Raw genomic sequence first — 24,611 nt, 5'->3', positions numbered from 1 at the left:
ATAAATATGTCCGTTAGCACATTTGTAGTATAGAACTGGCGCGCGATCTCTTCTGTGAATTTTCGAATCTTCAACTGGGCATTGACAAACAGGGCACCCTAGACCAGTCGGATGAAGTATATTAACCAAGAAATCATAGCATTTCTGTTCGTCCATTAACTCGATGACGGAAAAAATGAGCATATCAGTCCAAAAAGATAATTATGTGCTGTGCGGTATTTCATTATCGTCTATCATTCTAAATTAATAAAGGCTCACACACTTGGCCTCATGAGTCGAACTCATAACCCCTCATGGGGATTCGGAACGTATCAAGACAGTGCAGGCACGACTCCCGTTACGGCCTCATAACCCCTCATGGGGATTCGGAACCGAACTCGATTGACTTCACTGCTACGGATGAGATGACCTCATAACCCCTCATGGGGATTCGGAACCCCTCAGCGCGTACCTCATGTGGAGCGTCGTGCAAGCTCATAACCCCTCATGGGGATTCGGAACCCGAATCCTTATCGGCAGTAGCGCGCGCGATCTCAGCCTCATAACCCCTCATGGGGATTCGGAACAACTCATGACACTACCGCCCAATAAACGCCATCTTCCTCATAACCCCTCATGGGGATTCGGAACGCGGCGGTTGGTGGCGCTGTTGTATGCCGGGATCGTCTCATAACCCCTCATGGGGATTCGGAACGGGCAGGCGCTCGGTGACGGGGGTCCAGGGGGTGGGCTCATAACCCCTCATGGGGATTCGGAACCTGGTCGCGCCGCCGCCGGGCGGAGGATAGGCCAGCTCATAACCCCTCATGGGGATTCGGAACCGGTCTGCATCAGCCAGGCCGGGACCCAGTAGTACCCTCATAACCCCTCATGGGGATTCGGAACACGCGCCTGGTGGCCGCACTGCCGTTCCGCGACCGCGTCTCATAACCCCTCATGGGGATTCGGAACGGCGCCGCCGTTGCTGTAGGCGCGGCGAATGGCCAGCTCATAACCCCTCATGGGGATTCGGAACTCGAGCGTGACGATCGCCCCCTGGGATGCCTACATCCTCATAACCCCTCATGGGGATTCGGAACCACCACGCCCCCGCGCACCCACACCGCCCCGCCGATCTCATAACCCCTCATGGGGATTCGGAACCCCGCAGTTGCACATCATCGACATAAACCAACAACTCATAACCCCTCATGGGGATTCGGAACCTTTTGCTCTATTGCATCCGCCTGTATCTCCCGATAACTCATAACCCCTCATGGGGATTCGGAACTTGCATCCTCAGAATGTCATCACGATGCCGGGCGCTCTCATAACCCCTCATGGGGATTCGGAACCGCCGGACGCGACGGCCGAGGCGGACTATCTGCCGCCTCATAACCCCTCATGGGGATTCGGAACTTCTCCGCGTTTACCACGGGCGGAACCGCCACGCGCCTCATAACCCCTCATGGGGATTCGGAACTGGCCTGGCCCGGAAACATCTGCGTCAACAGGTCGCCTCATAACCCCTCATGGGGATTCGGAACGGATGATCCGGAGTTCGCGGAAATCTGCGTGAACCCCTCATAACCCCTCATGGGGATTCGGAACCTTCTGCCGCATCTTATCCACGGCCTCCGCGACAAACTCATAACCCCTCATGGGGATTCGGAACCCGGTTGCGGTTGCTCCGGCGCCGAAAACAGCGCCCTCATAACCCCTCATGGGGATTCGGAACTGCGCAGGAACCGCAGGCCCTGAACGACCTGCTCCACTCATAACCCCTCATGGGGATTCGGAACGCGGGCTGCGCTTCAACGTCGGGCAAATGGGCGGCCTCATAACCCCTCATGGGGATTCGGAACTTGGGGCGCGCGGGGCTGCCGTCTGCCCATGTCAGCTCATAACCCCTCATGGGGATTCGGAACCCACACGTAGGACACTAGGGCGGCGGGGCGCCAACGCTCATAACCCCTCATGGGGATTCGGAACTTCTCCCAACCAGCGGGGGCGCGCTTGACGCTGATCTCATAACCCCTCATGGGGATTCGGAACTCCCCGATGCCCCCGTGTGGGAACTGGCGAGCAGCAACTCATAACCCCTCATGGGGATTCGGAACCCTCGTAGTGTAGAGCAAATGCCCATCTCCGCCCTTGCTCCGGTGGTGCTTGACGCCCCTCCGGACCAGCAAAGCCATCGTCTGAGCTGGCTGCCGGTGACTTCAGCGAAGGTCGACGTAAGTCGTCAAAGGACAGAAAAGTCTGTCTGATGGCGTGTGTCTGGCTGCCTTGCAACCTCGCCCTTGCCCGAGTCTGACTTGACCAAGTGAGTGATCTGGACATTCTTGCGGTTGGCCGCCGTGATTTCAGTGAGGCGGTCGCCGGGGATCATGACCTCGCTGAGTTCGCGGCGCAAGCGGATGGCGACAGCCTCAGTGATGTCTCCCGTGAACACGGAATACTGCTCATGGTTGAGATAGCGACGTAAGATCTTGCGGAAGATGAGGGTCCGTTTGGCTTCCACGTCGTAAGTCATCAGCATGAACATGATCAGGCGCGACGCTTGAAGGATTCGTACTCGGCCACCTCCATGACGTGGCGCTCAAGCCCAAGCGCCTCGCGGTAGACCCACTCACGCAGGGTGCGCTCGGCATACTGTTCTTCAAGGCGTTGCGAAAACTGCTCGGCTACAAGGCGGCGCCCTGCTTCAGTGAGTAGACAGACACCGTCCCGAATGTTGAACGCATTGTCGGACAGCATGCGACGGCGGACCATGCGGAAGATGAGCATATCGGTCAGGACCGGCTTGAACGGTTCGGCCAGATCCAGGCTCAGCGACGCCCGTCCCTGACCTGGGCTATGCAATACGCTGAACGTCTCCTCAAGGTGCGTCTTACTCGCCTCGTGACGGGCCACCGTGTAGGTCAACTGATTCAGAAAAGAGATGAGGCAGTTGACCGGATTGTTCGGTGGGCGCTTGACGCGCGGGGTGAAGTCCAGATCTGCATCAATGTGCTTCCAGCCGCTGTAGTACCACTCATGCAGGTTGCCTTCAATTCCCATCAGGGATTCTGTGCTCGTGGTTTTTCCGAGCTTGTCGGTCAGCCGTTCCATAGCGACGATGATCTCGGTCAACGCGACCGCGCCGCGGTAGCGATAATATCTCAGATTCGAGAGCATGTTATGTGCGGCACCACGCACGATCTCCCGGGCAACCGCGAGTCGCTTGTCCTCGTTAAGCAATAATGCCGCCTGCTTGAGCTTGACCACCCCGGCCGGATTGCGGTCGATGGGCTCGAAGCTGCCTTTCCAATTTCCGTAGTAATCGAAGACCGAGACGCGTACCCCATGCTTGCCGCACAGGGTCAGGAGGCGCGTATTGAGTCGGCTCTCGCCTAGCAGCACGAGGTGTTCGACTGATTCCACCGGCAACGAGCGGGTGATACCGTCGATTTGAATGGAAAGGGTGTTCTCTCGCTGTTTGAGAACGGCATTTCGGGTAACGAACAGGGTTTCCATTAATCGTGTCCGCAAAATGAGGCGAAAGAGCAACTCGCACAGAGTCCGATGCGCGGGGCTGCCGGCACTTGTGGGGTGGCGATGAGTTCTTCCAATGCAATACTGTCTTCCCAGAGCCCAGTCAGCAGTGGGCCATCCAACAACACCTCCCGCCCGCGCCGGCTGGTCAACACCTGCACCTGTCCGCGCCATTCGCGTTGGGTGGCGATGGAGAGCATCACGGCATAAAAACCGACCTGCCGATCCACCGCCCCGGCGGCGCCTCCGGTGCCCTTGTGTTCGAAGACGATCGCCTGTTCCCAATCGAGTCGATCCGGCGCGAGCCCGAAGAGTCCAACGACAGAGCGGTCACGTTTATGGTGAGTTACCTGATGAGCGATACCGCTCGCGACCCGGCTGTTCCATTGCGCGAAATTGATTCGGTGCAGGTACATCCAGGCGCGCCGCCGACAGAGGTTGATATGCTGGAAGTGCAGGCCGTGCAGTTCCAGCCGGTCGACGCGCTCAGAGAATGCCGTGGATCGATTCCAGTGGAATGTCTGGGTCATGTCCGGGTACCAGGCCAGTCAGACGGATGAGCTTCTTGGCGGCAGCGAGTGCCTGCGGGTAGGCGTCCCAATCGACACCATAAGGGTCGATCGTTTCCAGGCGTCGGCACCATTGCTCGACCAGGCCGGCGTCATGGGCCAGGGTGGTGACCTCACCGGTATGCGGAAAGTGACAAACCCAGGCACGTTTGGCTTGTGCATCCCGCTGGTCACGCCAATAGTCGTCCACGCTGCCGCGGATGTGGACTTCGTCGCCCACTTGAGTGAACCGCTCAAAGACCGTGGTCTCTCGTTGCAGCCAGACCCGTGGGTAGTCGAACGATTCGCCGGTGTCGCTGACGACCCGCACTTTGGGCTCGATACCGCGCAGGTCGAAGGCCTGAGCGCGAAATAGCTTGAGCCACTGCTCCACGGGCTCGGCCAACCCCTGTTCGCTGGCCAATGCACGCACATCCTGTTCCAGTCGATACAGGGCTCGCGCACTGGTCGGTTGATGCTCCAACAGGTGTCGGCCGCGATGACCGCGGTTGCTGGGATGCGCCAACAGCACAGACCAATACAGGCCGCTGCACCAGATGGCGCGGCTGGAGAGACGCCCGAAGGTGCCGACGGCCAGCGGGCCGCCCGATGTTTCGGCCAACTGGGCGCGCACCGAGCGACTCAAAACCTCGGTCAGTGCGTCGATTCTTGCGTGTTCGCCGTCATGCTGTCGCACCCAATCGGTCAGTTCACGCAACCAGGAGTCACGGTTCTCTTGGTCTGTATCCAGCCGGACGATGACTTGGCCGTTCGCGCCACGGCGGGCGGCACGGCCGTAACGTTGCAGGAAATTCATGGCCTCGAAGCCGGGTTCCATGAGCATGAAATCGGCGTTGCGGAAGGTCACGCCCATCTCGACACTGGCGGTGGCGAGGATCAGGTCATAGGCTAGCGGATCACGCCGACGCCCGAAGGAAAAACCGCCGCGATGCAGACATTCGGCGACGCTGTCGCGTACGCTGTTGATGACCAGTACCCGGTCGGGTTGGATGCCGTGCTCGGGCAGCACCCGGGCCAGGGCGGGCAGGTCCCTTTCCAGGGTAACCAGCGCGTTGTAGATGACGACGACCTGCCGCCCGGCCGCCAATTCGGTGCCGATCCGCGGTAGATTGTCGAGGATCATGTCGTAGAGGTTGGGTGTCTCGACCAGGGACAACCGGACATCGCCATGGAGTGCCCGTCCCTCCGGGGCCAAGGTTTCCTGCAGCACGATCATCCGTTCCTCGGGAACGCCAACCTCCAGCAGCGTCGGCCGCAGGTCCAACGGGGTTGCGGAGAGGAAGCTGATCCGGGCACTTCCGAAGCCGGAGCGATGCTCCAATGGCGCCGTGGCCAGCCGGGCCAAGAGTGCGGCCAGCCCGAACCCACGCGACTCGATGCTGTGGAATTCATCGAAGACGATGTGATCGAAGTGGTCGAGGAGGTCGAAGACACCCTCGTCGGCGTGCCCTGCCTCCAAGCGGCGTCTCACCAAGAGGGCGCTGACCACCTCGGGTACGGAGAAGATCATCTCGCCGTCCGTGCTCCCGAGCTTCAACGCCTGCATTTGGCGCACGCGCACACCGCTGACGCTGATCTCGCCCGCGGCCTTGAGCGCGGCGGTCTGTTCGCTGCTCCAGATGGCCACGCTGTCACGTGCCCGCGCCTCGCTCCAACCGGCGTCCTGGGTCAGGTCCTTGATGAGACTGGTGGCCAGGTTCTGGGTCAGCCGCCGGGTGGGTACGATGAACAGAATCCGCCGGCCGTGTCGGCGCATGGCCACCTGAAACGCATAGCTCTTACCGGCACCAGTGGGGGCCGAGGCGATGCGGACCCGGCTGGGGTGCTCAAGCAACGCCCGCTGCAATGGCGACAACCCATCGGCGTCCTGTGGAACGCAATGCCTGGCGATCGTCACTTCCATTGCGCAACCTCCTCGGCAGCTTCTGCCGGCGACATTTTCGGTGTGAGTTGCAGGCCGTACAGCAGAAAGCGATCCACCGGCAAGTCGCGTCCGAACAGGGCCGCGGTGGCGGCGTTCAACCGCACCGGCGCCGGGTCCGCCGCTCGTTGCAGTCTGACCATCCCGTTGCGGTGCAGCCCGATACGGATGACGAGGGTCTCCCGGCCGGTCTCGGCGAAGGGGTCCGGACCGAAGATCGCGCCGCGAAACACCTGGCCAGGCGGCACTTCTTGGATGGTCCAGAACTGCTTCATGTTGCCTTTCGCGACCACGTCCTGGAGTTTCTTCGGGAAGCCGCCTTCCTCCTCCAGATTCAGCCGCCTGGATAGAGGCGGTAAGAGTCGGGGATCGTCGGCGGTGAGTACCGATGCACGCCAGGGCATTGCCAGCAGATCGCGCCGATAGTCTTTGCTGGGCAAGGCGACGCTGGCCCGGGCATGGCCCAGCGCGGTCGCCAGCCCGAAGATCAGCGCATTATCGCCGATCAACTCGGGTAAGGTGGCCGTTCCCCCCTGGACCGCCAGCGAATGGTAGGCAAAGGGGGTCAAGGTTTCGGCACGCAGCCCGATCCAGGATTTCATTGCCCGAACCAGCCATCAAACAGTTGGCCGACGGCCGTCGCGGCCGCGCGGTATTCGGCCTCCAAGGGACCGCCAAGTTGGTTGAAGTCCGCGATCAGCCCGGTGACCCAGGTTTGGACATCGCTGCCGGGAATCGCGGTTCGGTGCAATGGCTCCAGCAGATCATGCAAGGCCGCGGATGCAGCGGTAATGTCCTGGTTGGCATCGGCCGGGATGTGTTTGATCAGCTCGTAGGGGGAGGTCTCGGCACGCTCGAACCAATCGGCGTAAAGACCAACGAAGTGGGTCCGCAGATTGATGCCGGTGACCGAGGTCTGACCGCCGTAGCTCCCCGCGAGTCCGACCGACAACAACAGGTGCTTAAGTCCGATCAGCGGCAGCAGCTTGCCGCGGGTGGACAGGACCTGGACCAGCAGTGTTCCGGGCCGCACGAAATGGCGGCTGAACAGATTGTCGGTATTTTTCTTCGCCTCCGCATCCCAGAGGGTGCCGTCCTCCATGCCGCGGTTGTGGAAGCTCTCCTCGACACAGAAGTACTTCGGCTTGAGACTGAGACCGTCGGAATAGTTGACGGCGGCCCGTACCGGCAGGACCTTGTTGTCCCGATTGGCGGAGTCACCGAAGACCAGGGTGTTCAGGTCGAACGACTCCGACGGCCGGCTGCCCTTGGGGATGGCGGTGCGGTTCTGTGGGTAGCGCCCGCCCGCCTGCATCGCGCGCAGGATCTGCAAGGCGCGCCCCCGCTCCGGGTATTTGAATTTGTTCGGGACGGCGCGGACATAGGTTTCGTTATTGAACTCGATATCGGTGATCTCCTGCTCGGCGTTGCGAAAGACGACCGGCGCGATGGCTTCGCGCAGCAGGACCAGGGAGACACTGCCGAGGTTCTTGCGCTTGGGGTGCATGTACGCGGCATCTTTTCCCTGGCTTTGTTCCATCAGTGCGGACAATTGCGGCAGATAGTCGTTGAGGCGTTCCATGGGTCGGCTCCGATTAGTCGTTGGGCTGCTGGTCCACGTCGTCGCTTTTGGCGCGCGGCGCGGTCAAGAAGGACATGCGGTAAATGCTCGCGAGGATGCGGCGGTTGGCCTGGGACGGAGGACGGCCGTTGAGCACGCCCAGCCAGACGTCGTTTACGAACTGGCGCGCGAAGTCGAGGCAGCCGTCCTGGAAGGACTGCCCGTCGCGATGGGTGCGGGCAGCGCCCTTGTCTTTGCGCGCCAGATTGGTATCCAGCTCTCCGGCGATGGCCATCGCCAGCGATTCCCGATCGCGCTGACCTAGCCGCCACGCCTGGATTGCAGCCTCCAGGCCGCAGTTGAAGCTCAACATCTCTTCATTGGCCGATGCACCATGGAAGGGGCGTCGTTGGATGCGGGCGGCCGCCCGGCCGAGTGCGACCAGTGGGCCTTCGGTATCGCTCATCGTATTCTCCGTCAGCAGTTGCTCGAATTCCTGCCGGAACCGTTTGCTGCGGTCCGGCTTGCCATCGCGTGCCGCGTCGTGTAGGTGCGCCCACGTCAGACAGACAGCGCCCAGACGCGTTTCCGGCCGGGCATAGCGGTCGAAAACATCCAAACCGAGTCCGTTGGTCTCCAGGATCAGCAGGGCGGTGTCCAGCCGATCCACCGCGCTGGGAATCTGCTCCAGGCGGAGTCGATTTCCGCCGATCACATCAGCGAGGCGTCCCGGCATGGCATCGAAGAAGAAAAACGCCTTCTCGGCGACCGGCAGTCCGCGGAACAGGTGCAGGGGGCGGCCGATGCGCAGGCTGGCTCGCAACAGCAGGCGCAGCAGGACTGCTTGATCCTCAAGCCGCTCGGGCATCCGCTCGAAACGCGCGACACGATAACGGTGGCGATAGACATCCAGCCCGCGATAGACCTGTCCCTTGGCCACTTGCTCGCGCGCGAGGTCGTAGACCGATAACGTCCGGAAGTCCTGATCGTTATTCAGTGCCAGCCCGCCGAACAGGCCGGTTGCGCAGGGCGAGGAGAGCAGGGTCGGAATACCGTCCGTCCTGCCGCCGACCGCCTGATGAACCTGGGCGCGCAGCCGGTGCTCGGCGTAAGAGACTGGCGAGATGTGGGTCTCGCCAAGGTCCGACTCGATGCTCTCCAGGCGACCGTCGCGGCCGGAGAAGGCCGACTTCTTGATTTCATAAAGCCCGTCAGACTCTTTGAAGGTCGCATCCTTCGGCACCGGCGAGTCGGTAAACAGGCAATGCTTGTCCGTACTGCGGTTGCCGGTCATCGCCTTGGCGTTCAGTCGCTCTCGAAGGTGATGAATCACGGCACTCATGATGTCGCCGCCCTTGCCTTGTACCGTGTCGCGCAGACCGCGTCCGTTCTCAGGCCCTTCCAGCCAGCGGGCCAGAATGCCGTCGCCGCCCCAGATGCGCTCATAGAGATCAGGGTCGTCCACGGCCAACCGGGTAGCCCAGAGGCAGGTGATGGTGCGCCGGGAGGCGTCGTCGGGCATCGCGGCAATCCAAGCGGGGCGCGCTGCGTCGATGCTGCTCATGATGGTCCGCTCGCGTTCTGCATAGTCAGGCAGGTCTCTGACCTGTTTGTGATTGACTAATAGGGCGAGATGGGCCGCGTGGCGCAGGTGTGCCTGTGCATTCTCCGACAGCGTCGCCGGGCTCGGGTAGGGCGTGATGGTCTGTCCGGGGGATTTCGGCCAATTGGGGGCAAGACCAATGCCTTGGAGCAAAGTATCCATTTCACGGGTGATTGCCCGATCGGCGAGATCCTTCTTCACGCGGAACAGATTAGCCAATTCGGAGGCGGGCAGGTTGTGGGCCATGAACAGCATCAGTTCTTCGTGGTCCGGTTGGGCGTCCAGTAACTCCGGTATGCCACGATTCGATACATTGATGCGCAATCCAAACAGCTCGCGGCTGAGAAACCCGCTTACCCGCTTGATCGCAGCGTCAAGAATCTTCGGGGCGCGATCGGCCGGTACGAGCGAGATCAAGCGACCATCATGGTGAATCTCAAGCAGGGGTGGAATGGGACGGCAGCAGGCCGAGATGGCGCGCTGCAGCTCATCGACCAGAAACGGGTGATGGGGATCGAACAGGTCGATGACCGCCCAGTCGCGAAACAGATCGGTGCGTAGTTGGCGGTCTGCACGCAGGCGCGCGAGGACCGCATCGATACCTTCTTTCAACCACAACCCGTCGAGCTTGTCGGCCAGGGCCACATAGCCGATCAGATTGACGATCCGTCGCGGCGGATCTTCGGCGGGCGGGCTGCGATGGGACTGGGTAGCCTCGGCCTGCTCGATGAGTGAACGGACCTGATCGGGTGCCAGGGCGCCGCGTTCACCGACGAAGCGGTCAAGCCCATAGGCGGTCCAGCGCTCGGAAACCGACTCCAGCGACAGGACGGTATCGCGGTTCAGTTCCAGGTCTTTGTCCAGGTCGTGCATGAAGGCGATGGCCGCGAGTACGCGCAGGTCCGCGGCCAGCAGGTCGCGATTGGCCTCGGGATTGGTTGCCAGCACATCAATGGCGGCAAAGGTCAGTGCGCCGCGCACCACCGACAGCAGGTGATCGAGCAGGGTGATGTTGGCGCTGTCGGCGCGGCGCGCGCGCTGTACCGGGTCTGGGTGCCAGCCGCCCTTGCCGCTGAGGGTCATCAGGTGCATCGGCCGGCTGTCGATCGCGCGGCCGGCATCCAGGTCCCGCTGCTTCTTCTGGTCGAGGACTGGCCCGGTGCGGTGTCGCAGGACACCAACCTCGACGACTTCGGTCAAGAACGCCCCGTAAACCTCTGCCGCCAAGGCCATGGCGTGCACGATCGGCGTACTCATCGGCCAACCCCCGCCTCGGCAAGACCGATACAGCCGAATCCATTGCGGGTTTTCTCGCCGATGCCCGCATACCAGGCGAACAGCACGTCTTCACGACTGCCGGCCAGCACCAGGGGCGCCTCCATCCCGATGACGAAGGCGGATCGGCCAGCTTTATCGCTCTTGGTACTGACGAGGACGGAGTGTCGCGGATTGGCGCGCAGATAGAGGCTGTCAGGCTGGATGTTGAGCGTGACACGCCGCCCGGCGAGCCGACTCAGACGCGCGTTGACGGCGGCCGACAGATCGCAGGCATCGAGACGCGTGTGCCAACGCTTGCCTGGCTTGCTGGGGTCGCTGATGGCGATGGGTGAGAGGGTGAGCACGCCCAGGACTGCCTGCTCCGTGAGCAGGGGCGGCGGCTCCGGGATCAGTTCGGCGTCTGCGAAGTCGACCAGCTCGCCGGTTGCCGCTCGGGCATAGCGCAGGGTGGCGGGATCGATCCGCCCCAGCACTTGGGCGAGGGTTGTGCTTGGGGTCGAGACAACCAGACTGTGAACCACGCCCTCGTGCTTCCGGTGATGACCGAGGGCCGCGAAGTTCCAAGGCAGAGCCCCGTGGCCGACGACTTGGTCCGAAGCAGCTCCTGCGGCGGTCAGTGCATTGACCAGCGCGTCGTGGACAAGATCAAGATGACGATAAACCGCATGGCGGCCCTTCGGGAGACCTAACCGAACCCTGAACATTGCGCCGTCCCTCTTCGTTGACGATTGGGGTAGTCTAGCAGCTATTGCTCACCTATAATTTTTTAACATGACATGAATCATGACATGATGAGGCGATTCGCCTTCATCGAGACCAGGCTGTTGTGGGGCGGCGGCTTCACCGCCTCCGAGCTGGCGGCGGCCTTCGGGATCGCACGCCAGAACGCCCAGTTGACCATCGCCAGCTACTGCCGCAAGCATCCGCGACAGATGGCATACGATCGGCGATGCCGCCGACAGGTTCGCACCGAGGACTTCAGGGCCAACTATGTTCGCGACGACGTTGGTCGCTTCTTGGAGTATCAACGGGCCGCTGCTCATACCGCCCTGTATCTCGATGATCCGACCTGGGTGGACTTGCCGTTCACCGATGTCGATGATCTGGTGAAGCCCTTCTACGATAAGGAGGCAGCGCGCGCTGTGCTTGCGGCGCTCCGCCGACAGGAGGTGGTGGAGATCGAATACTGGTCGAAGTCCGCGACTCGGGTCCGCCGCATCTCGCCGCATCACCTCGTGTTTGCTGATGGGCGTTATCACGTGCGTGCGTACTGTCACGACTTGCTCAATTGGTTCGATTTGGTGCTGCCGCGGATCATCGCCGCGCAGCATGCGGACGATCCCTGGGTGTCCGGCGACGGCGATACCGACTGGCACCAGCGCGAAGACCTGAGCTTCTTCGTCAACCCCGACCTGCCGGAGAGCGCCCAGGCGGCGGTGCGGCTCGACTATCTTCCTCAAGGGGCAGAGCGTTTATTGGTCCGTGGCGTCCGTAAGGCACTGACCATGTACATCCAACGGCGTCTTTGCCGTCTGGACTGGCGGTTTGGGGTACCGCTCTGGATCGTTGCCGAGAACCCAGGGGCCGCCTGAGGCTTCAATGGCGCGGAACAGCAGCGCTTTGAGGTCCTAAGCCGCGCCGCCCAGCGATGCGACGGCGGGCCGGGCTCACTCCACCGGCACGTCCAGGGAATCGCCGTAGGTCTCGATGCCCAGCGCCTGCGCCACGGGGGCTGCCCGGGGGTCGATCATCGGCGAGATGACGATCAGCCGGTCGGCCTTGCGGTTGTGATGGCGTTCGTAGAAGCGGGCCTTGCGCTCGAAGATGTACATGCCGCCCTTGTCGATGGATGACTTCAGTTCCATGAGCAACAGCATGCCATTCTTGACGATGATGTCGATCTCCACCTGATCCGGCCGCCCGAAGACCTCGCCGGCGTCGTCGCATTCACAGACGTTGCGCACGCTGACGCCGAAGCTGGTCTCGAGGATGCCGGCCAGGGCATTGCGGAAGGCGGCCTCGGATTGCAGGCCCCAGCGGGCGCCCAGGGCGCCGATAGAGCGGTCGTGCTTCTTCGCCTGCGCCATGATCTCCTCGTGAACCCGATCGAACTCCCGGCGGGACTCCTCCCACTTGCGGTTCTGCTCGTCCCACTTGCGGTTTTGCTCGTCCCAGTTGAGCCTCTGCTCGCGGCTCTGCTCATCCCACTTGCGGTTTTGCTCGTCCCACTTGCGTGCCTGCTCCTCGCGGTCGCGGCGCAGCTCGTCGAGGACGCGGTCGAAGCGGTCATCGGTCTGCACCCGGTCGGCGAAGTGTCCGCGGGCAATCTCCAGGACGTAGCGGCGCAGCTCCGGGTCTTCCCGCAGCAGGCGCGGTAGTTCGCGTTTGATGGTCTCGACGGTGATGTCCATGAACGGCCTCGCGCGCAGGATCGCGGGCGACGGCTGCCCGCTTGTGTCGAATCATAAACTCTTTCTGGTGAAGCCGTTCTACGACAAGGAGACCGCGCGCGCTGGACTTGCGGCGCTCCGCCGGCCGGAGGCGGTGGAGATCGTCTGGACCCTTGCCGGGAAATCAGGGGTCATCGGACAGGTCAACCGGCCTTGGTTGTCACCGCATTGTTGCAATTCCGGCAACAGATCATTCGCCGTTGCGCTCTATTTCCGACTGTTTCTATCGACTAAAATGGACCCATGGCCGATACCTGCCGCGCGTAAACGACCGCGGCAGTCAAAGTCCCATCTCCCCAACCTCAACAGGAAATCGTCCATGAACACCTTATGTCGGCGACTAGGTCAGCATCACCGTCTCGCTTGAGGCGGTGAGGGGCTGAGCCTGACTTCACCGGGTCCGGTGCCGCCCGCGACACCGGCTCCTCTTCAAAGATATTCAGGAGATCACCATGTTGGAACTGAGACACTCGGCCGATCGCGGTCTTGCCGATCATGGGTGGCTGCATTCCCGGCACACCTTTTCGTTCGGCAGTTACTACGACCCGGAGCAATCCGGCTTTTCGGACTTGCTGGTGATCAACGACGATCGCGTGCGTCCGGGCCGCGGCTTCGACACCCACGGTCACTGCGACATGGAGATCATCTCCTACGTGCTCGAAGGCGCGCTGGAGCATAAGGACTCGATGGGGAACGGCTCGATCATCCGCCCCGGCGACGTTCAGGTGATGAGTGCCGGCACCGGCATCCGACACAGCGAGTTCAACGCTTCAGGCGAGGAGCCGGTGCATTTCCTGCAGATTTGGATCGTCCCGGATCGTGAAGGCGTCACACCGCGCTACCAGCAGCAGCACATCGCCGAGGCCGATAAACGGGGCCGCCTGCGCCTGATCATCGCGCCCGACGGTGCCGACGGCGCTCTGTCGGTGTATCAGGATGCGCGTGTCTACGCCGGATGCTTCAATGGCGCGGAACAACAACACTTTGCGTTGCCTGCCGACCGCTATGCCTATGTGCAGGTCGCGCGCGGTGCGCTCACCGTGAACGGCGAGCGTCTGGCGGAGGGTGACGGCGCACGCCTGCGCAATGTGCGGGAACTGGAGTTTGGCGAGGGCGACAACGCCGAAGTGCTGTTGTTCGACCTGCGTGCGCATGAGCTGCACTATCACTGAGCGGACCCCAGTTTGCTTGCGCATTCGGGTCTTAGGTGATTTCCGACAATTTGGATACCGGTCAGTGTAGGTGCGACTTTAGTCGCACCTGAGTACGAATCGGTGCGACTGAAGTCGCACCTACATGTCACCCCTACCTGTTGGTAGAATCTTTCCCGGAAATCGCCTTAAGCCGCGCCGCCCAGCGGTGCGACGGCGGATCGGGCTCACTCGACCGGCACGTCCAAGGAATCGCCGTAGGTCTCGATGCCCAGCGCCTGCGCTACGGGGATTGCCCGGGGGTCGATCATCGGCGAGATGACGATGAGCCGGTCGGCCTTGCGGTTGTGATGGCGCTCGTAGAANCGGGCCTTGCGCTCGAAGATGTACATGCCGCTCTTGTCGATGGATGACTTCAGCTCCATGAGCAACAGCATGCCATTCTTGACAATGATGTCGATCTCCACCTGATCCGGCCGCCCGAAGACCTCGCCGGCGTCGTCGAATTCACAGACGTTGCGCACGCTGACGCCGAAGCTCGTCTCCAGAATGCCGGCCAGGGCATTGCGGAAGGCGGCCTCGGATTGCAGGCCCCAGCGGGCGCCAAGGGCGCCGATGGAGCGGTCGTGCTTCTTCGCCTGGGCCATGATTTCCTCGTGAACCCGATCGAACTCCCGGCGGGACTCTTCCCACTTTCGGTTCTGCTCGTCCCGGTTGAGCTTCTGCTCGCGGTTTTGCTCGTCCCACTTGCGGTTTTGCTCCTCCCACTTGCGGTTCTGCTCGTCCCAGTTGAGCCTCTGCTCGCGGTTCTGCTCGTCCCACTTGCGGTTCTGCTCGCGCCACAGTTGGGTTTGCTCATCCCACTTGCGGGCCTGCTCCTCGCGGTCGCGGCGCAGCTCGTCGAGGACGCGGTCGAAGCGGTCATCGGTCTGCACCCGGTCGGCGAAGTGTCCGCGGGCGATCTCCAGGAGGTAGTGGCGCAGCTCCGGGTCTTCCCGCAGCAGGCGCGGGAGTTCGCGTTTGATGGTCTCGACTGTGATGTCCATGAATGGCCTCGCGCGGGAGGGTTACGGGCGACGGGTGCCCGCTTGCCCAGAATCATAAACCCTTTCTCAATTGGCCGGTGCCGCGGAGGAAAAAAGCACTCGCGACGCTAGCCGGACGAGGGCCGTCCGGATCATTCGGGAACGCCGGGCCAACGGGAGGGAGATCATCGACTTCTCCTCAGCACGTCGGTACGGGGCGCCTTAAGGATTCCACCGCCAAAGGCGGTGGCTTTTCCCTGTTACGCGTTAGTTTCTGCCCGGTGTGGTCGCGTTCTGGACCTTGTCACCGGCATTTTCAATCTTCTGACCCGCGCTTTGTACCGTATTGTCAACGGCCTGGCCGGCATTCTCTGCGGGGCCTTTCTGCTGCTCGCAACCGGGAAGCGCGACAAACAACGTACCCATCACCAACGCTGTGCTGACGATCTCAACGAATTTCATAATAACTACCTTCAGTGATACAGGATTAGGGGATGCACCGGCAACCCGTGTCGGCACAAGGTTCCCTGGGCCAAGACCGCGCGACCGTCGAGCATCGCGGGGGTGCCGCCATGCGGCCATTGTCGGTACATTGACTCAGATAGTGCGACGGTACGGATAATCTGGACCTCCGTCTGTCTTCTGGCACACACTGCCCGAACATCGGCGAGGGGGCACCTCCCGGCTTCGGTCAGAGATGTATCGCCTTCGGACGTGATAACCGGACGTAGGGGCGGGTTTCAAACCCGCCCCTACACGAAGGTCTGTCTGGATAGCAGGTGCGAACGCTATATCAGCGTGTGTCCATGCCGCCCTTGTCGATGGATGCCTTCAACTCCATGAGCAACAGCATGCCATTCGACCTCCACCACGGTCGAACGCGCCTCGGGGTTCAGGGTCGAAGAGTCAAGGATGCCGGGGGGTCGGGATAAGGTACTGTTCATTCCTGGCTTCCACATCCGCGAGAGGTACCGACGATGCGTATGGCACTCCGCTTTCTCGTTCCGCTGCTCCTGCTGTTGGGGGGCATCGCCTGGGCCACCACGCCGCTCTTGGGCGAACTGATCGCACAGTGGCTGCGTGCCGACGTGGAGATGCGGTCCCAACTGGTTTTCGAATCAATCCAGGATACGGTGATCCGCAACGCGACGGCGTCCGACAGCCGACGGATCGACGGACTCTTCCAGCGTGTCGCCCGCGACGAGCGGCTGTTGGCGGTGGGTCTGTGTTCGCCCGAGGGTCGCTTGATCCACCGTTCGGCCACTTGGCCCCTGACCTTGAAATGCCCGCCTGGAGCGGCGAATGGGGCGGCCTTCCAGGTCGAGCCGCTGAACGGCGGGACTGTCCTCAGCGCGGCCTTTGCGCTCCAGGAAGAAGGCGCCCGGATTGGCGATCTGGTGATCGTTCACGATCTCAGCTTTATCGAGCGGCGCAGTGCGAAGCTTGAGCGTTATCTGACGGTTTTTCTCGCCGGGCTCGGTCTGGTGGTTGCGGCGACGACGGTGGTCGTTGCCCGACTGGCCCGCCGCGACTGGGTGCGCGCGGTGCGCCGGGGGTTGGCGCCGACTGCGCGTGGGGGCACGGCGGATCGCAGTCTGCCCGCGGATATTGCCCCGCTGGTCCGGGAAATGCGGGAGATGCTCCGCAATCTGGACGTCCCGCGCGGGATTTCCGATGCCATCCGGGTCGAGTGGACGCCGGATACACTCAGGAGTTTGCTCAAGTCGGAGCTGCCGGGGGCCGAAGTGCTGGTGGTCTCCAACCGGGAGCCCTATATCCACAACCAGGAGGGCGCCGACATCCGGGTCCAGCGCCCGGCGAGCGGGCTGGTCACCGCCCTGGAACCCATTGTCCGCGCCTGCGGCGGAACCTGGATCGCGCACGGGAGCGGCTCGGCCGATGCCGCCACCGTCGACCGCAAGGACCATATCCAGGTCCCCCCGGAGTCGCCCGCCTACACGCTGCGCCGGGTCTGGCTCTCCGATGAGGAGCAGGATGGCTACTATTATGGCCTCGCCAATGAGGGCCTCTGGCCCTTGTGTCATATCGTTTTCGTGCGCCCCACCTTCCGCGCCGCCGATTGGGCACAGTATGTTGCGGTGAACCGTAAGTTCGCGGACGCGGTGGTGGCCGAGGCGCAATCGCCCGATCCCGTGGTGCTGGTCCAGGATTATCACTTTGCGCTGTTGCCCAAGATGGTGCGCGAACGCTTACCGGGGGCCACCGTCATCACCTTCTGGCATATCCCCTGGCCCAATCCGGAGGTCTTTGGTATCTGCCCCTGGCGGGAGGAGATTCTCCAAGGCCTCCTGGGCAGCAGCATCCTGGGATTCCACACGCAGTTGCACTGTCTGAATTTCCTGGACTCGGTCGATCGCTTGCTGGAATGCCGCATCGATCGGGAGCATGGGACAGCCCGGACCGGCGGTCGGGAAACCCTGGTACGCCCCTATCCCATCTCGATCGAATGGCCGCCGTCCGCGTTGGTCGGTCAGGCTCCGGTGCCCGAGTGCCGGGTGGCGGTGCGCCGGGGCTACGGCGTGCCGCCCGCGGCGCTGCTGGCCGTGGGGGTCGAGCGTTTCGACTACACCAAAGGGATCGTCGATCGGTTCCGCGCCGTCGAACACCTGCTCGATCGGCATCCCGAGTGGATCGGGCGCTTCAGCCTGTTGCAGATCGCCGCGCCGACTCGCAGCAAATTGCCGATCTATCGTCAAACCCAGGCCGAGGCCGAGGCGGCCGCGAACGCGATCAATGAGCGCTTCGGCCGCGGCGATTGGCGCCCCATCGTGCTGGTTGCCCGGCATCATGAGCCGGAACAGGTGTTCACGCTGTTCCGTGCCGCGGATCTCTGTCTGGTTTCCAGTCTGCACGACGGGATGAATCTGGTGGCGAAGGAGTTCGTTGCCGCCCGCGATGACGAGGACGGCGTGCTGGTGTTGAGCAGTTTCGCCGGGGTCTCGCGGGAGCTGAGCGAAGCCCTGATCGTCAATCCCTACGATCATGGTGCGATGGGCGAGGCCATTCACCGCGGACTCCTGATGGCACCCGAGCAGCGCCGCGAGCGGATGCACCTGATGCGCGCCATGGTCAGCGAGAACAATGTCTATTTCTGGGCCGGGCGGATGCTCCTGGAGGCCGCCCGCTTGCGTAAACGCCGGCATATCGAGGAGCAGATCGATCGGGTCACGGCCCCCTTCGGCCGGCGCCCGCGGGGGACTGCCTGATGTGCCCGCCGCGACCTGCACCGCCGGATAGCCGCGCCTGGTTGCGCCAGGCCGCGCTCTTTCTGGATATCGACGGGACTCTGCTCGATCTGGCTCCCACGCCCGAGGGGGTTCGGGTACCGCCCGCGCTCCCGGCGTCACTGCGTGCGCTGACACTGGGTCTGGGTGGAGCGCTGGCCTTGGTGAGCGGCCGCCCGCTGGGCGATATCGACCGGCTGTTTCCTGATCGCTTCGATGCGGCCGGGACCCATGGGGCCGAGTGGCGGCTCGGCGGCAGCAAGCAAGGGGCGGAGTTGCCCGGCACGGCAGATCTGGCCTTGGTGACGGCGATGCTACGCGACGGTCTGAACCGTCTGCCCGGTGTGCGCCTAGAGCACAAGCCCCTGGCCCTGGCCCTGCACTACCGTGCGGCCCCGCAGTGGGAGGTCGCGACCCAGGCCCTCGCGGCGCAGGCGGCGCAGACGCTCGGACCGGCGTATCGCCTTCAGGCCGGCAAGGCGGTCGTGGAGATCCTGCCGGCCGGGGCCGGCAAAGGCAGCGCCATCCGGCGTTTCATGGAGCATCCACCCTACGTCGGGCGCACCCCCGTCTTCGTCGGCGACGACCTGACGGACGAGGACGGATTCGCCGCGGTCAACGCGCTGGGCGGGCTGTCGATTCGGGTGGGCACGGGCGCCGGGAGCCAGGCCTGCTATGGACTGCCCGGCCCGGCCGAGTTACGCGACTGGCTGGTGCAGTTGGTCGCGGCGCTGCCCTGACGGCGCTTCGGTTAGGGCGAGATCCTGGGCGGCGTCGGTACGGTCGAACGCCGCACGGCGGTCTTTTTCGTTCCGGTCTGAACCGTCGGTTTACGCAATTTCGAACGGCTCGCCCCCGCCTGGTCGCGACGTGGCTTCTTGGCTTGTTTGGGCTTCAGGCTAACCGGGACCAAGGCGGGATCGGTGCCCGCAATGCCTGGTTGCCGATCGACTGGATGATCCGCTGCGCTCGATCGCTTCGCCCGCAGGATCTGCGCGCTGAGTGAGTCGGTTCCCTGCGCTAAAGGACTCATCCGGTGCACCGGCAGCGCCGGGGTCGGCACGTTCAGTTCAGCCGCGACCGCCGCGGCGGGACCGCGCAGTCCATGCACTTGCCGGACGAGCAGCGTGGGTGAGACTGCCATGAACACCAGTGCTGCCGCGAGGGTGCCATGCCTGAGCCACACCCAGGGTAAACCAAGGGCGCCGGTCGGTGCGGGTGCACCACCGGAGTCGGTCGCGGCGTGGGCCAGCGCCCGCGCTGCCTGCTTCCAGGGCTTCTGCCCCAGCCAGGCCAGCGCCTGGGCCGCCAGCAGCAGGAGTGCGATCCCGCCCAGATTGACCAGTGCGGTCGTGATCAGGGTTCGCCCGGCCTGATCGAGTGCCATCCCGGCGAGGAACGAGAGGGCCATGCCGAACAGGAAGATCGATAACGATTGCTGTCCCGCGGTGGCGATCAGGCTGGGCAGGGCCCGCGTGAGCCAGTGCTGACGGGTCCGCAGCAGGCAGACGGCCAGATACGCCAGACAGATGAAATGGAGTATGCGCAATGGCCCCAGGCGCGTCTTATCGAACCAGGGCTCCAGGGTTGCACGCAAATCGCCCCAGAAAGCGTCGGCCTGATAGATCGGCGGGTAGCCGATGGGGATGGCGATGACGACACAACCAAGCGCCAGCGCAATCAGCCAACCCCTGCTCGCAGGGGCTTTGATCCAGCCGCTGCCGAACGCGAATCCGAGAAAAAAGAGGAACTGCCAGCCGAACGGATTGAAGAACCAGGGGCGATCACCGAGCGGGTCCGCCGGGAGTTCGATGTGCAACCACCACATGGCCAGGTAGACGCCGAGCGAGGCTCCCAGGGCCGCGCCGACATGCAGCCGCGACAGCGCCCAAAACAGCGGCAGCCAGAGCAAGACCACCAGGTACATCGGCAGGATGTCGAAATAATTGGGAACATAGGTCAGGGTCACGAGACCCAGCAGGGCGGCGGGCGTGTGATCGAAGAAATAGCCCAGATTCAGGCGGCTGACATAGTCCGGCCCGGCCAGCCAGGCGTCGCCGATGACGCAGATGGCGGCCAGCGCGAAGAACAGTCCCAGGTGGGCCGCATAGATCTGCCCGCCGCGCACCAAGACCGGCGCGCTGCCGACCACGAGCCCGGCGGATCGGAAGCTGCGGCCATACGCCAGGGCCGCGGCGAAGCCGGAGAGGAACACGAAGATCTCGGAGGCATCGCTGAGTCCGAACCGCGATGGCGTGAACAAGGACAGTCCGTTGACCGGGATGTGGTTGACGAAAATGACCAGCAGTGCCCAACCCCGAAAAAAGTCGAGCAGCAGATTGCGTCCAGGTGAGGGCAGCGTCGGCGGTGCGGTTTGGCGCACCGGATTGACGCCGCCGCCGGGTCCCAGATCCAGGGTCGCCGCGGCGGCGGGTGATTCGGGGGCCTGCGTGGTACGGCTCATGGACGGACCCTGATACAACTGGATGATCGCCGCTTAAGTGTACCCTATAGAAACCACAGGCGCGCTGTCCCTAACGCTGCCCCTTGCCCCAGGTGTCCTTGAGTCCGACGGTCAGGTTAAACACGGGGCGCTGCGCAGTGCTGTCCGGATCGGTGACGAAGTAGCCCTCGCGTTCGAACTGGAAACGCTCGCCGGGGGCGGCACCCGCAAGTGCCGGCTCCACCACGCTGTCGGTGAGCACCACGAGTGAATCATGGTTGATATCATCCAGGAAACCGGCACCGCCCGCGCCTGGTACCGGGACGCGGAACAGCCGGTCATAGAGCCGCAGCTCGGCCCGCAGTCCGTGGGCGGCGCTGACCCAGTGGATGACGCCGCCGACCTTGCGGCCCTCCGGGTTGCGGCCCAGGGTGTCGAGATCCGCGGTGGCGCGCAATTCGACGACCGTCCCCTCGGCATCCTTGATCACCTGATCGCAGCGGATCACATAGGCGTTGCGCAGCCGGACCTCGGTGCCCGGCATCAGGCGCTTGAACCCCTTGGGCGGCTGTTCGGAAAAGTCGTTGCGGTCGATATAGATCTCGCGGTCGAAGGGCAGGGTGCGGGTACCCAGCGCGGTGTCCTTGGGGTGGTTGCCGGCCGGCAGTTGCTCCACCTGACCCGCCGGGATGTTCTCGATGACGACTTTGAGCGGGCGCAGCACCGCCATCCGCCGCGGGGCGGTGGCGTCCAGGTCCTCGCGGATGGCGCTCTCCAGCATGGCCATCTCGACCATGTTGTCCGACTTGGTGACGCCGATGCGCTCGCAGAAGGCGCGGATGGCCGCGGGTGTGTAGCCGCGACGGCGCAGCCCGGCGATGGTCGGCATCCGCGGGTCGTCCCAGCCCGTGACATGCCCCTCGGCAACCAGTTGGGTGAGCAGCCGCTTGCTCATCACCGTGTATTCCAGATTGAGCCGGGAGAACTCGATCTGCCGCGGCTTGCAGGGCACCGAGACGTTGGCGACGCACCAATCGTAGAAGGGCCGATGGTCCTCGAACTCCAGAGTACAAATGGAGTGGGTGATGCACTCCAGTGCATCCGAGAGCGGATGGGTGTAGTCGTAGGTCGGATACAGACACCAGGCGGTGCCGGTCTGGTGGTGGATCACGCCGTGGCGGATGCGGTAGAGCACCGGATCGCGCAGGTTGATGTTCGGCGAAGCCATGTCGATGCGGGCGCGCAGGCTGCGGGCGCCGTCCGGGAACTCGCCGGCCCGCATGCGGGCGAAGAGGTCCAGATTCTCCTCCACCGAACGGTTGCGGTAGGGACTCTCGCGGCCGGGCTCGGTGAGGGTGCCGCGATAGGCGCGGACCTCCTCGGCACTGAGATCACAGACATAGGCCAGGCCCTTACCGATCAGTTCGATGGCGAAGCCGTACAGTTGCTCGAAATAATCCGAGGCGAAATAGAGCCGGTCGGCCCAGTCGAACCCGAGCCAGCGCACATCCGCCTGGATGGCGTCGACGAACTCCACATCCTCCTTGTTCGGGTTGGTGTCGTCGAAGCGCAGGTTGCAGGTCCCCGGATAATCCAGGGCGAGCCCGAAGTTGAGCACGATCGACTTGGCGTGGCCGATATGCAGATAGCCGTTGGGCTCCGGCGGGAAGCGCGTGGCGATGCGCTGGTGGCGCCCGGCTGCCAGGTCGTCCTCGATGATCTGACGGATGAAATTGGAACGGGGCGAATCTGTGGGGTCGGTCATGGTGTTCGGGGTCGACAAGGGAAAAAACGACAGGGGAAGGCGCTAGACCGCATTCTAGCAGCCTGTCGGCAGCTACCGTCGCGCCAACAGAATCAACTGATCGCCCCGCTGCACATGCAGGCTCCGCACCCCGCCGGATTGGCGCAGGACCTTGGTCAGGTCGCGCACGTCGACGATCGGTATCCCGTTGGCCTGGCGGATCAGGTCGCCTTCGCGCAGACCGGATTGCCAGGCCGGGCTGTCGACGGTGACGGTGCCCACGGCGACTCCGGCGGGGCGTCCGGGGGCCTCGCCCAGCAGGGCACCGGCCAGGGTGGCGGCGAGCTTGTCGCCGCGGGTGAAGTCGCGGTAGGGATCGGCGATCTCGCCGGTCAGGGTCCGGGGTTTGCCGTCGCGCAGAATGTCGAGCTGCACGCGCGCGCCGACCCGCAGCAGTCCGAACTGGTTCCTGACATCCGCCGCGCTGGTCACCGGGCGGCCATCCAGGCGCAGGATCAGATCCCCTTCGCGCAGGCCGGCCGCGGCGGCGGCCGAATCGGGTTCGATGGCCGAGATCAGCACGCCGCGGCGCTCCACCCCCATGGCATTGGCCAGGTCCGGGGTCAGGTCCTGTACGGCGACCCCGAACTGGCCGCGCCGCACCGCTCCGTGATCCAGGATTTGGTCCATGATCGAACGGGCCATATTGATCGGGATGGCGAAGCCGATGCCGATGTTGCCGCCGCCGGGCGCCAGGATGGCGGTGTTGATGCCCACCAGTTCGCCGCGCAGGTTGACCAGGGGGCCGCCGGAGTTGCCGGGGTTGATCGAGGCGTCGGTCTGGATAAAGCTCTCATAACCCTCGATTCCCAACCCGGCGCGGCCCAGCCCGCTGATGATGCCGGAGGTCACCGTCTGGCTCAGGCCGAAGGGGTTGCCGACGGCGACCACGAAATCGCCGACCTTGAGCCGGTCCGAGTCCGCCAGCGCGAGGGCGGTCAGCCCCTGGGAAGGCACGCGCAGTACCGCCACGTCCGTTTCCGGATCGGCGCCCACCAGGTCGGCTTTCAAGGTGCGGCCGTCGCCCAGGGTCACCCGGATCTCGTCCGCCTTGGCGATGACATGGTGATTGGTGAGGACCAGACCTTGTTTCGCGTCGACGATGACGCCGGAGCCCAGGCTGCTGTCCTGCCGCTCACGGTGTTGCGGGATGTCGAAAAAGTGCCGGAAGAAGGGGTCGCGCAGCAGCGGATGATCCGCTTGCTCGATGCGGGTGACGGTCGAGATGTTGACCACCGCGGGCATGGCCCGCTCCAGCATCGGGGCCAGCGTCGGCAGGGCCTGGCCGTCAACTCCCGTTGGCAGGGCGGCCTGTGCCGGGAGTCCGCAGCCAAGCAGGGCCGCGGCCAGCGCCGGGACCAGTGAGCGGGGCAGGGTTCGGTAGGTGTGCCTCATGGGTCTGGATTCCAAAATAACCATGGGGCGGATATGGCGGCGCCAGGGCTGGGAGGCAATCCGGGGATGGCATGGAGAATGGCCGACCGCTCTGAAAAAAAGAAGGCCGGGCTTGCGCCCGGCCTCCGTTCTACCCGTCAGTCAGCCCGCGCTTATGCAACAGCGCGCAGCTTCTCGGACTCGATCAGACGGCTCTGATCGGTGCGGATTTCGACCTTGCGAGGCTTCATCGCCTCGGGTACTTCGCGCCGCAGATCGACATGCAACAGGCCATTCTCCAGCCGCGCATCCACGACCCGCACATAGTCCGCCAACTGGAACTTACGCTCGAAGCTGCGGTTGGCAATGCCGCGGTAGAGATAACGGGTTTCAGCCGTTTCCTCCTCATCGCCGCGGGCGCCGGAGACGGTCAGGATGTTCTCCTTGACCTCGATGGCCAGGTCCTTGTCGGCGAAGCCGGCCACCGCCATGGTCACGCGGTAGTCATTCTCACCGCTGACCTCGACGTTGTAGGGCGGATAGCCGCCGGGCTCGGAACGATAGGCGGTCTCCAACGCGTTGGAGAACCGGTCAAACCCGATCATGGACCGGAACAGGGGAGAGAAGTCAATCGTCGTCATGGACATATCCTCAAGTTGAGCAATATGGAT

20 protein-coding genes and 1 CRISPR repeat array are annotated in these 24,611 nt (G+C 63.5%); of the genes, 5 read left to right on the top strand and 15 right to left on the bottom strand.

Annotated features, from left to right (window positions below; translation table 11 throughout):
* Positions 1 to 280: 280 nt before the first annotated feature.
* A CRISPR array of direct repeats spans positions 281 to 2,099; the repeat unit is 28 nt; unit sequence CTCATAACCCCTCATGGGGATTCGGAAC.
* 125 nt (positions 2,100 to 2,224) lie between these two features.
* From cas2 to A39O_RS0113525, 8 genes are read right to left on the bottom strand one after another with little or no spacing between them, the layout of a single operon-like run.
* Positions 2,225 to 2,527 (bottom strand): CRISPR-associated endonuclease Cas2, encoded by a 303-nt coding sequence (gene cas2, locus A39O_RS0113560; RefSeq protein WP_020505205.1) that lies wholly within the window; start codon positions 2,525 to 2,527, stop codon positions 2,225 to 2,227.
* A gap of 2 nt (positions 2,528 to 2,529) precedes the next feature.
* Positions 2,530 to 3,498, bottom strand: coding sequence for a CRISPR-associated endonuclease Cas1 (gene cas1, locus A39O_RS0113555; protein ID WP_020505204.1), 969 nt, complete (start codon positions 3,496 to 3,498; stop codon positions 2,530 to 2,532).
* Positions 3,498 to 4,046: a CRISPR-associated protein Cas4 gene (locus A39O_RS0113550; RefSeq protein ID WP_020505203.1), complete on the bottom strand. Its 549-nt coding sequence runs from the start codon at positions 4,044 to 4,046 to the stop codon at positions 3,498 to 3,500. Before A39O_RS0113550 ends, cas1 begins: the two co-directional genes overlap by 1 nt.
* The gene (locus A39O_RS0113545; RefSeq protein ID WP_083924670.1) at positions 4,003 to 5,988 is read right to left on the bottom strand and encodes a DEAD/DEAH box helicase; all 1,986 of its coding nucleotides are present in this window, start codon (positions 5,986 to 5,988) and stop codon (positions 4,003 to 4,005) included. The genes A39O_RS0113550 and A39O_RS0113545 overlap by 44 nt, the downstream gene beginning before the upstream one ends.
* Positions 5,979 to 6,608, bottom strand: a complete 630-nt coding sequence (locus tag A39O_RS0113540) for a hypothetical protein (protein ID WP_020505201.1) — start codon at positions 6,606 to 6,608, stop codon at positions 5,979 to 5,981. Before A39O_RS0113540 ends, A39O_RS0113545 begins: the two co-directional genes overlap by 10 nt.
* Positions 6,605 to 7,588 carry a CRISPR-associated protein Csc2 gene (locus A39O_RS0113535; protein WP_020505200.1) on the bottom strand — a complete coding sequence of 328 codons (984 nt, stop codon included), beginning with the start codon at positions 7,586 to 7,588 and terminating at the stop codon, positions 6,605 to 6,607. The genes A39O_RS0113540 and A39O_RS0113535 overlap by 4 nt, the downstream gene beginning before the upstream one ends.
* Positions 7,589 to 7,601: 13 nt before the next feature.
* Positions 7,602 to 10,427: a hypothetical protein gene (locus A39O_RS0113530; RefSeq protein ID WP_026199390.1), complete on the bottom strand. Its 2,826-nt coding sequence runs from the start codon at positions 10,425 to 10,427 to the stop codon at positions 7,602 to 7,604.
* Entirely contained in the window at positions 10,424 to 11,152 is a 729-nt protein-coding gene (locus A39O_RS0113525) for a CRISPR-associated endoribonuclease Cas6 (RefSeq protein WP_026199389.1), read from the bottom strand. Before A39O_RS0113525 ends, A39O_RS0113530 begins: the two co-directional genes overlap by 4 nt.
* Positions 11,153 to 11,224: 72 nt before the next feature.
* Here A39O_RS0113525 and A39O_RS0113520 point away from each other — a divergent pair, with 72 nt between their 5' ends.
* Positions 11,225 to 12,040, top strand: a complete 816-nt coding sequence (locus tag A39O_RS0113520) for a WYL domain-containing protein (RefSeq protein WP_020505196.1) — start codon at positions 11,225 to 11,227, stop codon at positions 12,038 to 12,040.
* Between the two features lie 75 nt (positions 12,041 to 12,115).
* Here A39O_RS0113520 and A39O_RS0113515 read toward each other — a convergent pair whose 3' ends face one another.
* Positions 12,116 to 12,859: a PD-(D/E)XK nuclease family protein gene (locus A39O_RS0113515; protein WP_020505195.1), complete on the bottom strand. Its 744-nt coding sequence runs from the start codon at positions 12,857 to 12,859 to the stop codon at positions 12,116 to 12,118.
* Here A39O_RS0113515 and A39O_RS40785 point away from each other — a divergent pair.
* Together A39O_RS40785 and A39O_RS0113510 are read left to right on the top strand one after the other, a co-directional pair.
* Positions 12,858 to 13,265 (top strand): hypothetical protein, encoded by a 408-nt coding sequence (locus A39O_RS40785; RefSeq protein ID WP_157640066.1) that lies wholly within the window; start codon positions 12,858 to 12,860, stop codon positions 13,263 to 13,265. The two genes, A39O_RS0113515 and A39O_RS40785, sit on opposite strands and share 2 nt — an antisense overlap.
* Positions 13,266 to 13,350: 85 nt before the next feature.
* Positions 13,351 to 14,070, top strand: coding sequence for a pirin family protein (locus tag A39O_RS0113510; protein ID WP_020505194.1), 720 nt, complete (start codon positions 13,351 to 13,353; stop codon positions 14,068 to 14,070).
* Between the two features lie 206 nt (positions 14,071 to 14,276).
* On the opposite strand, the gene A39O_RS0113505 is transcribed toward A39O_RS0113510, so the two are convergent.
* A complete protein-coding gene (locus A39O_RS0113505) occupies positions 14,277 to 15,095 on the bottom strand; it encodes a PD-(D/E)XK nuclease family protein (protein WP_020505193.1) in 819 nt (272 codons plus the stop codon).
* Between the two features lie 246 nt (positions 15,096 to 15,341).
* Positions 15,342 to 15,536, bottom strand: coding sequence for a hypothetical protein (locus A39O_RS0113500; RefSeq protein ID WP_020505192.1), 195 nt, complete (start codon positions 15,534 to 15,536; stop codon positions 15,342 to 15,344).
* Between the two features lie 515 nt (positions 15,537 to 16,051).
* Here A39O_RS0113500 and A39O_RS0113495 point away from each other — a divergent pair.
* Together A39O_RS0113495 and otsB are read left to right on the top strand one after the other, a co-directional pair.
* Positions 16,052 to 18,301, top strand: a complete 2,250-nt coding sequence (locus A39O_RS0113495) for an alpha,alpha-trehalose-phosphate synthase (UDP-forming) (RefSeq protein WP_020505191.1) — start codon at positions 16,052 to 16,054, stop codon at positions 18,299 to 18,301.
* Positions 18,301 to 19,059, top strand: a complete 759-nt coding sequence (gene otsB / locus A39O_RS33405) for a trehalose-phosphatase (RefSeq protein WP_020505190.1) — start codon at positions 18,301 to 18,303, stop codon at positions 19,057 to 19,059. The genes A39O_RS0113495 and otsB overlap by 1 nt, the downstream gene beginning before the upstream one ends.
* 11 nt (positions 19,060 to 19,070) lie before the next feature.
* On the opposite strand, the gene A39O_RS36600 is transcribed toward otsB, so the two are convergent.
* The 4 genes from A39O_RS36600 to A39O_RS0113470 all read right to left on the bottom strand — a co-directional run bounded on the left by A39O_RS36600 (position 19,071) and on the right by A39O_RS0113470 (position 24,581).
* A complete protein-coding gene (locus A39O_RS36600) occupies positions 19,071 to 20,783 on the bottom strand; it encodes an OpgC family protein (RefSeq protein ID WP_020505189.1) in 1,713 nt (570 codons plus the stop codon).
* Positions 20,784 to 20,853: 70 nt separating this feature from the next.
* Positions 20,854 to 22,527 carry a glutamine--tRNA ligase/YqeY domain fusion protein gene (locus A39O_RS0113480; RefSeq protein WP_020505188.1) on the bottom strand — a complete coding sequence of 558 codons (1,674 nt, stop codon included), beginning with the start codon at positions 22,525 to 22,527 and terminating at the stop codon, positions 20,854 to 20,856.
* Positions 22,528 to 22,599: 72 nt separating this feature from the next.
* Entirely contained in the window at positions 22,600 to 23,961 is a 1,362-nt protein-coding gene (locus A39O_RS0113475; protein ID WP_020505187.1) for a DegQ family serine endoprotease, read from the bottom strand.
* Positions 23,962 to 24,113: 152 nt separating this feature from the next.
* Positions 24,114 to 24,581, bottom strand: a complete 468-nt coding sequence (locus A39O_RS0113470) for an Hsp20 family protein (RefSeq protein ID WP_040527823.1) — start codon at positions 24,579 to 24,581, stop codon at positions 24,114 to 24,116.
* Positions 24,582 to 24,611: the final 30 nt, after the last annotated feature.

It is taken from the genome of Lamprocystis purpurea DSM 4197, from assembly GCF_000379525.1.
GTDB lineage: Bacteria > Pseudomonadota > Gammaproteobacteria > Chromatiales > Chromatiaceae > Thiodictyon > Thiodictyon purpureum.
The sequence above is the reverse complement of the archived record's forward strand: the minus strand, read 5'-3'. Positions and strand labels throughout refer to the sequence as shown.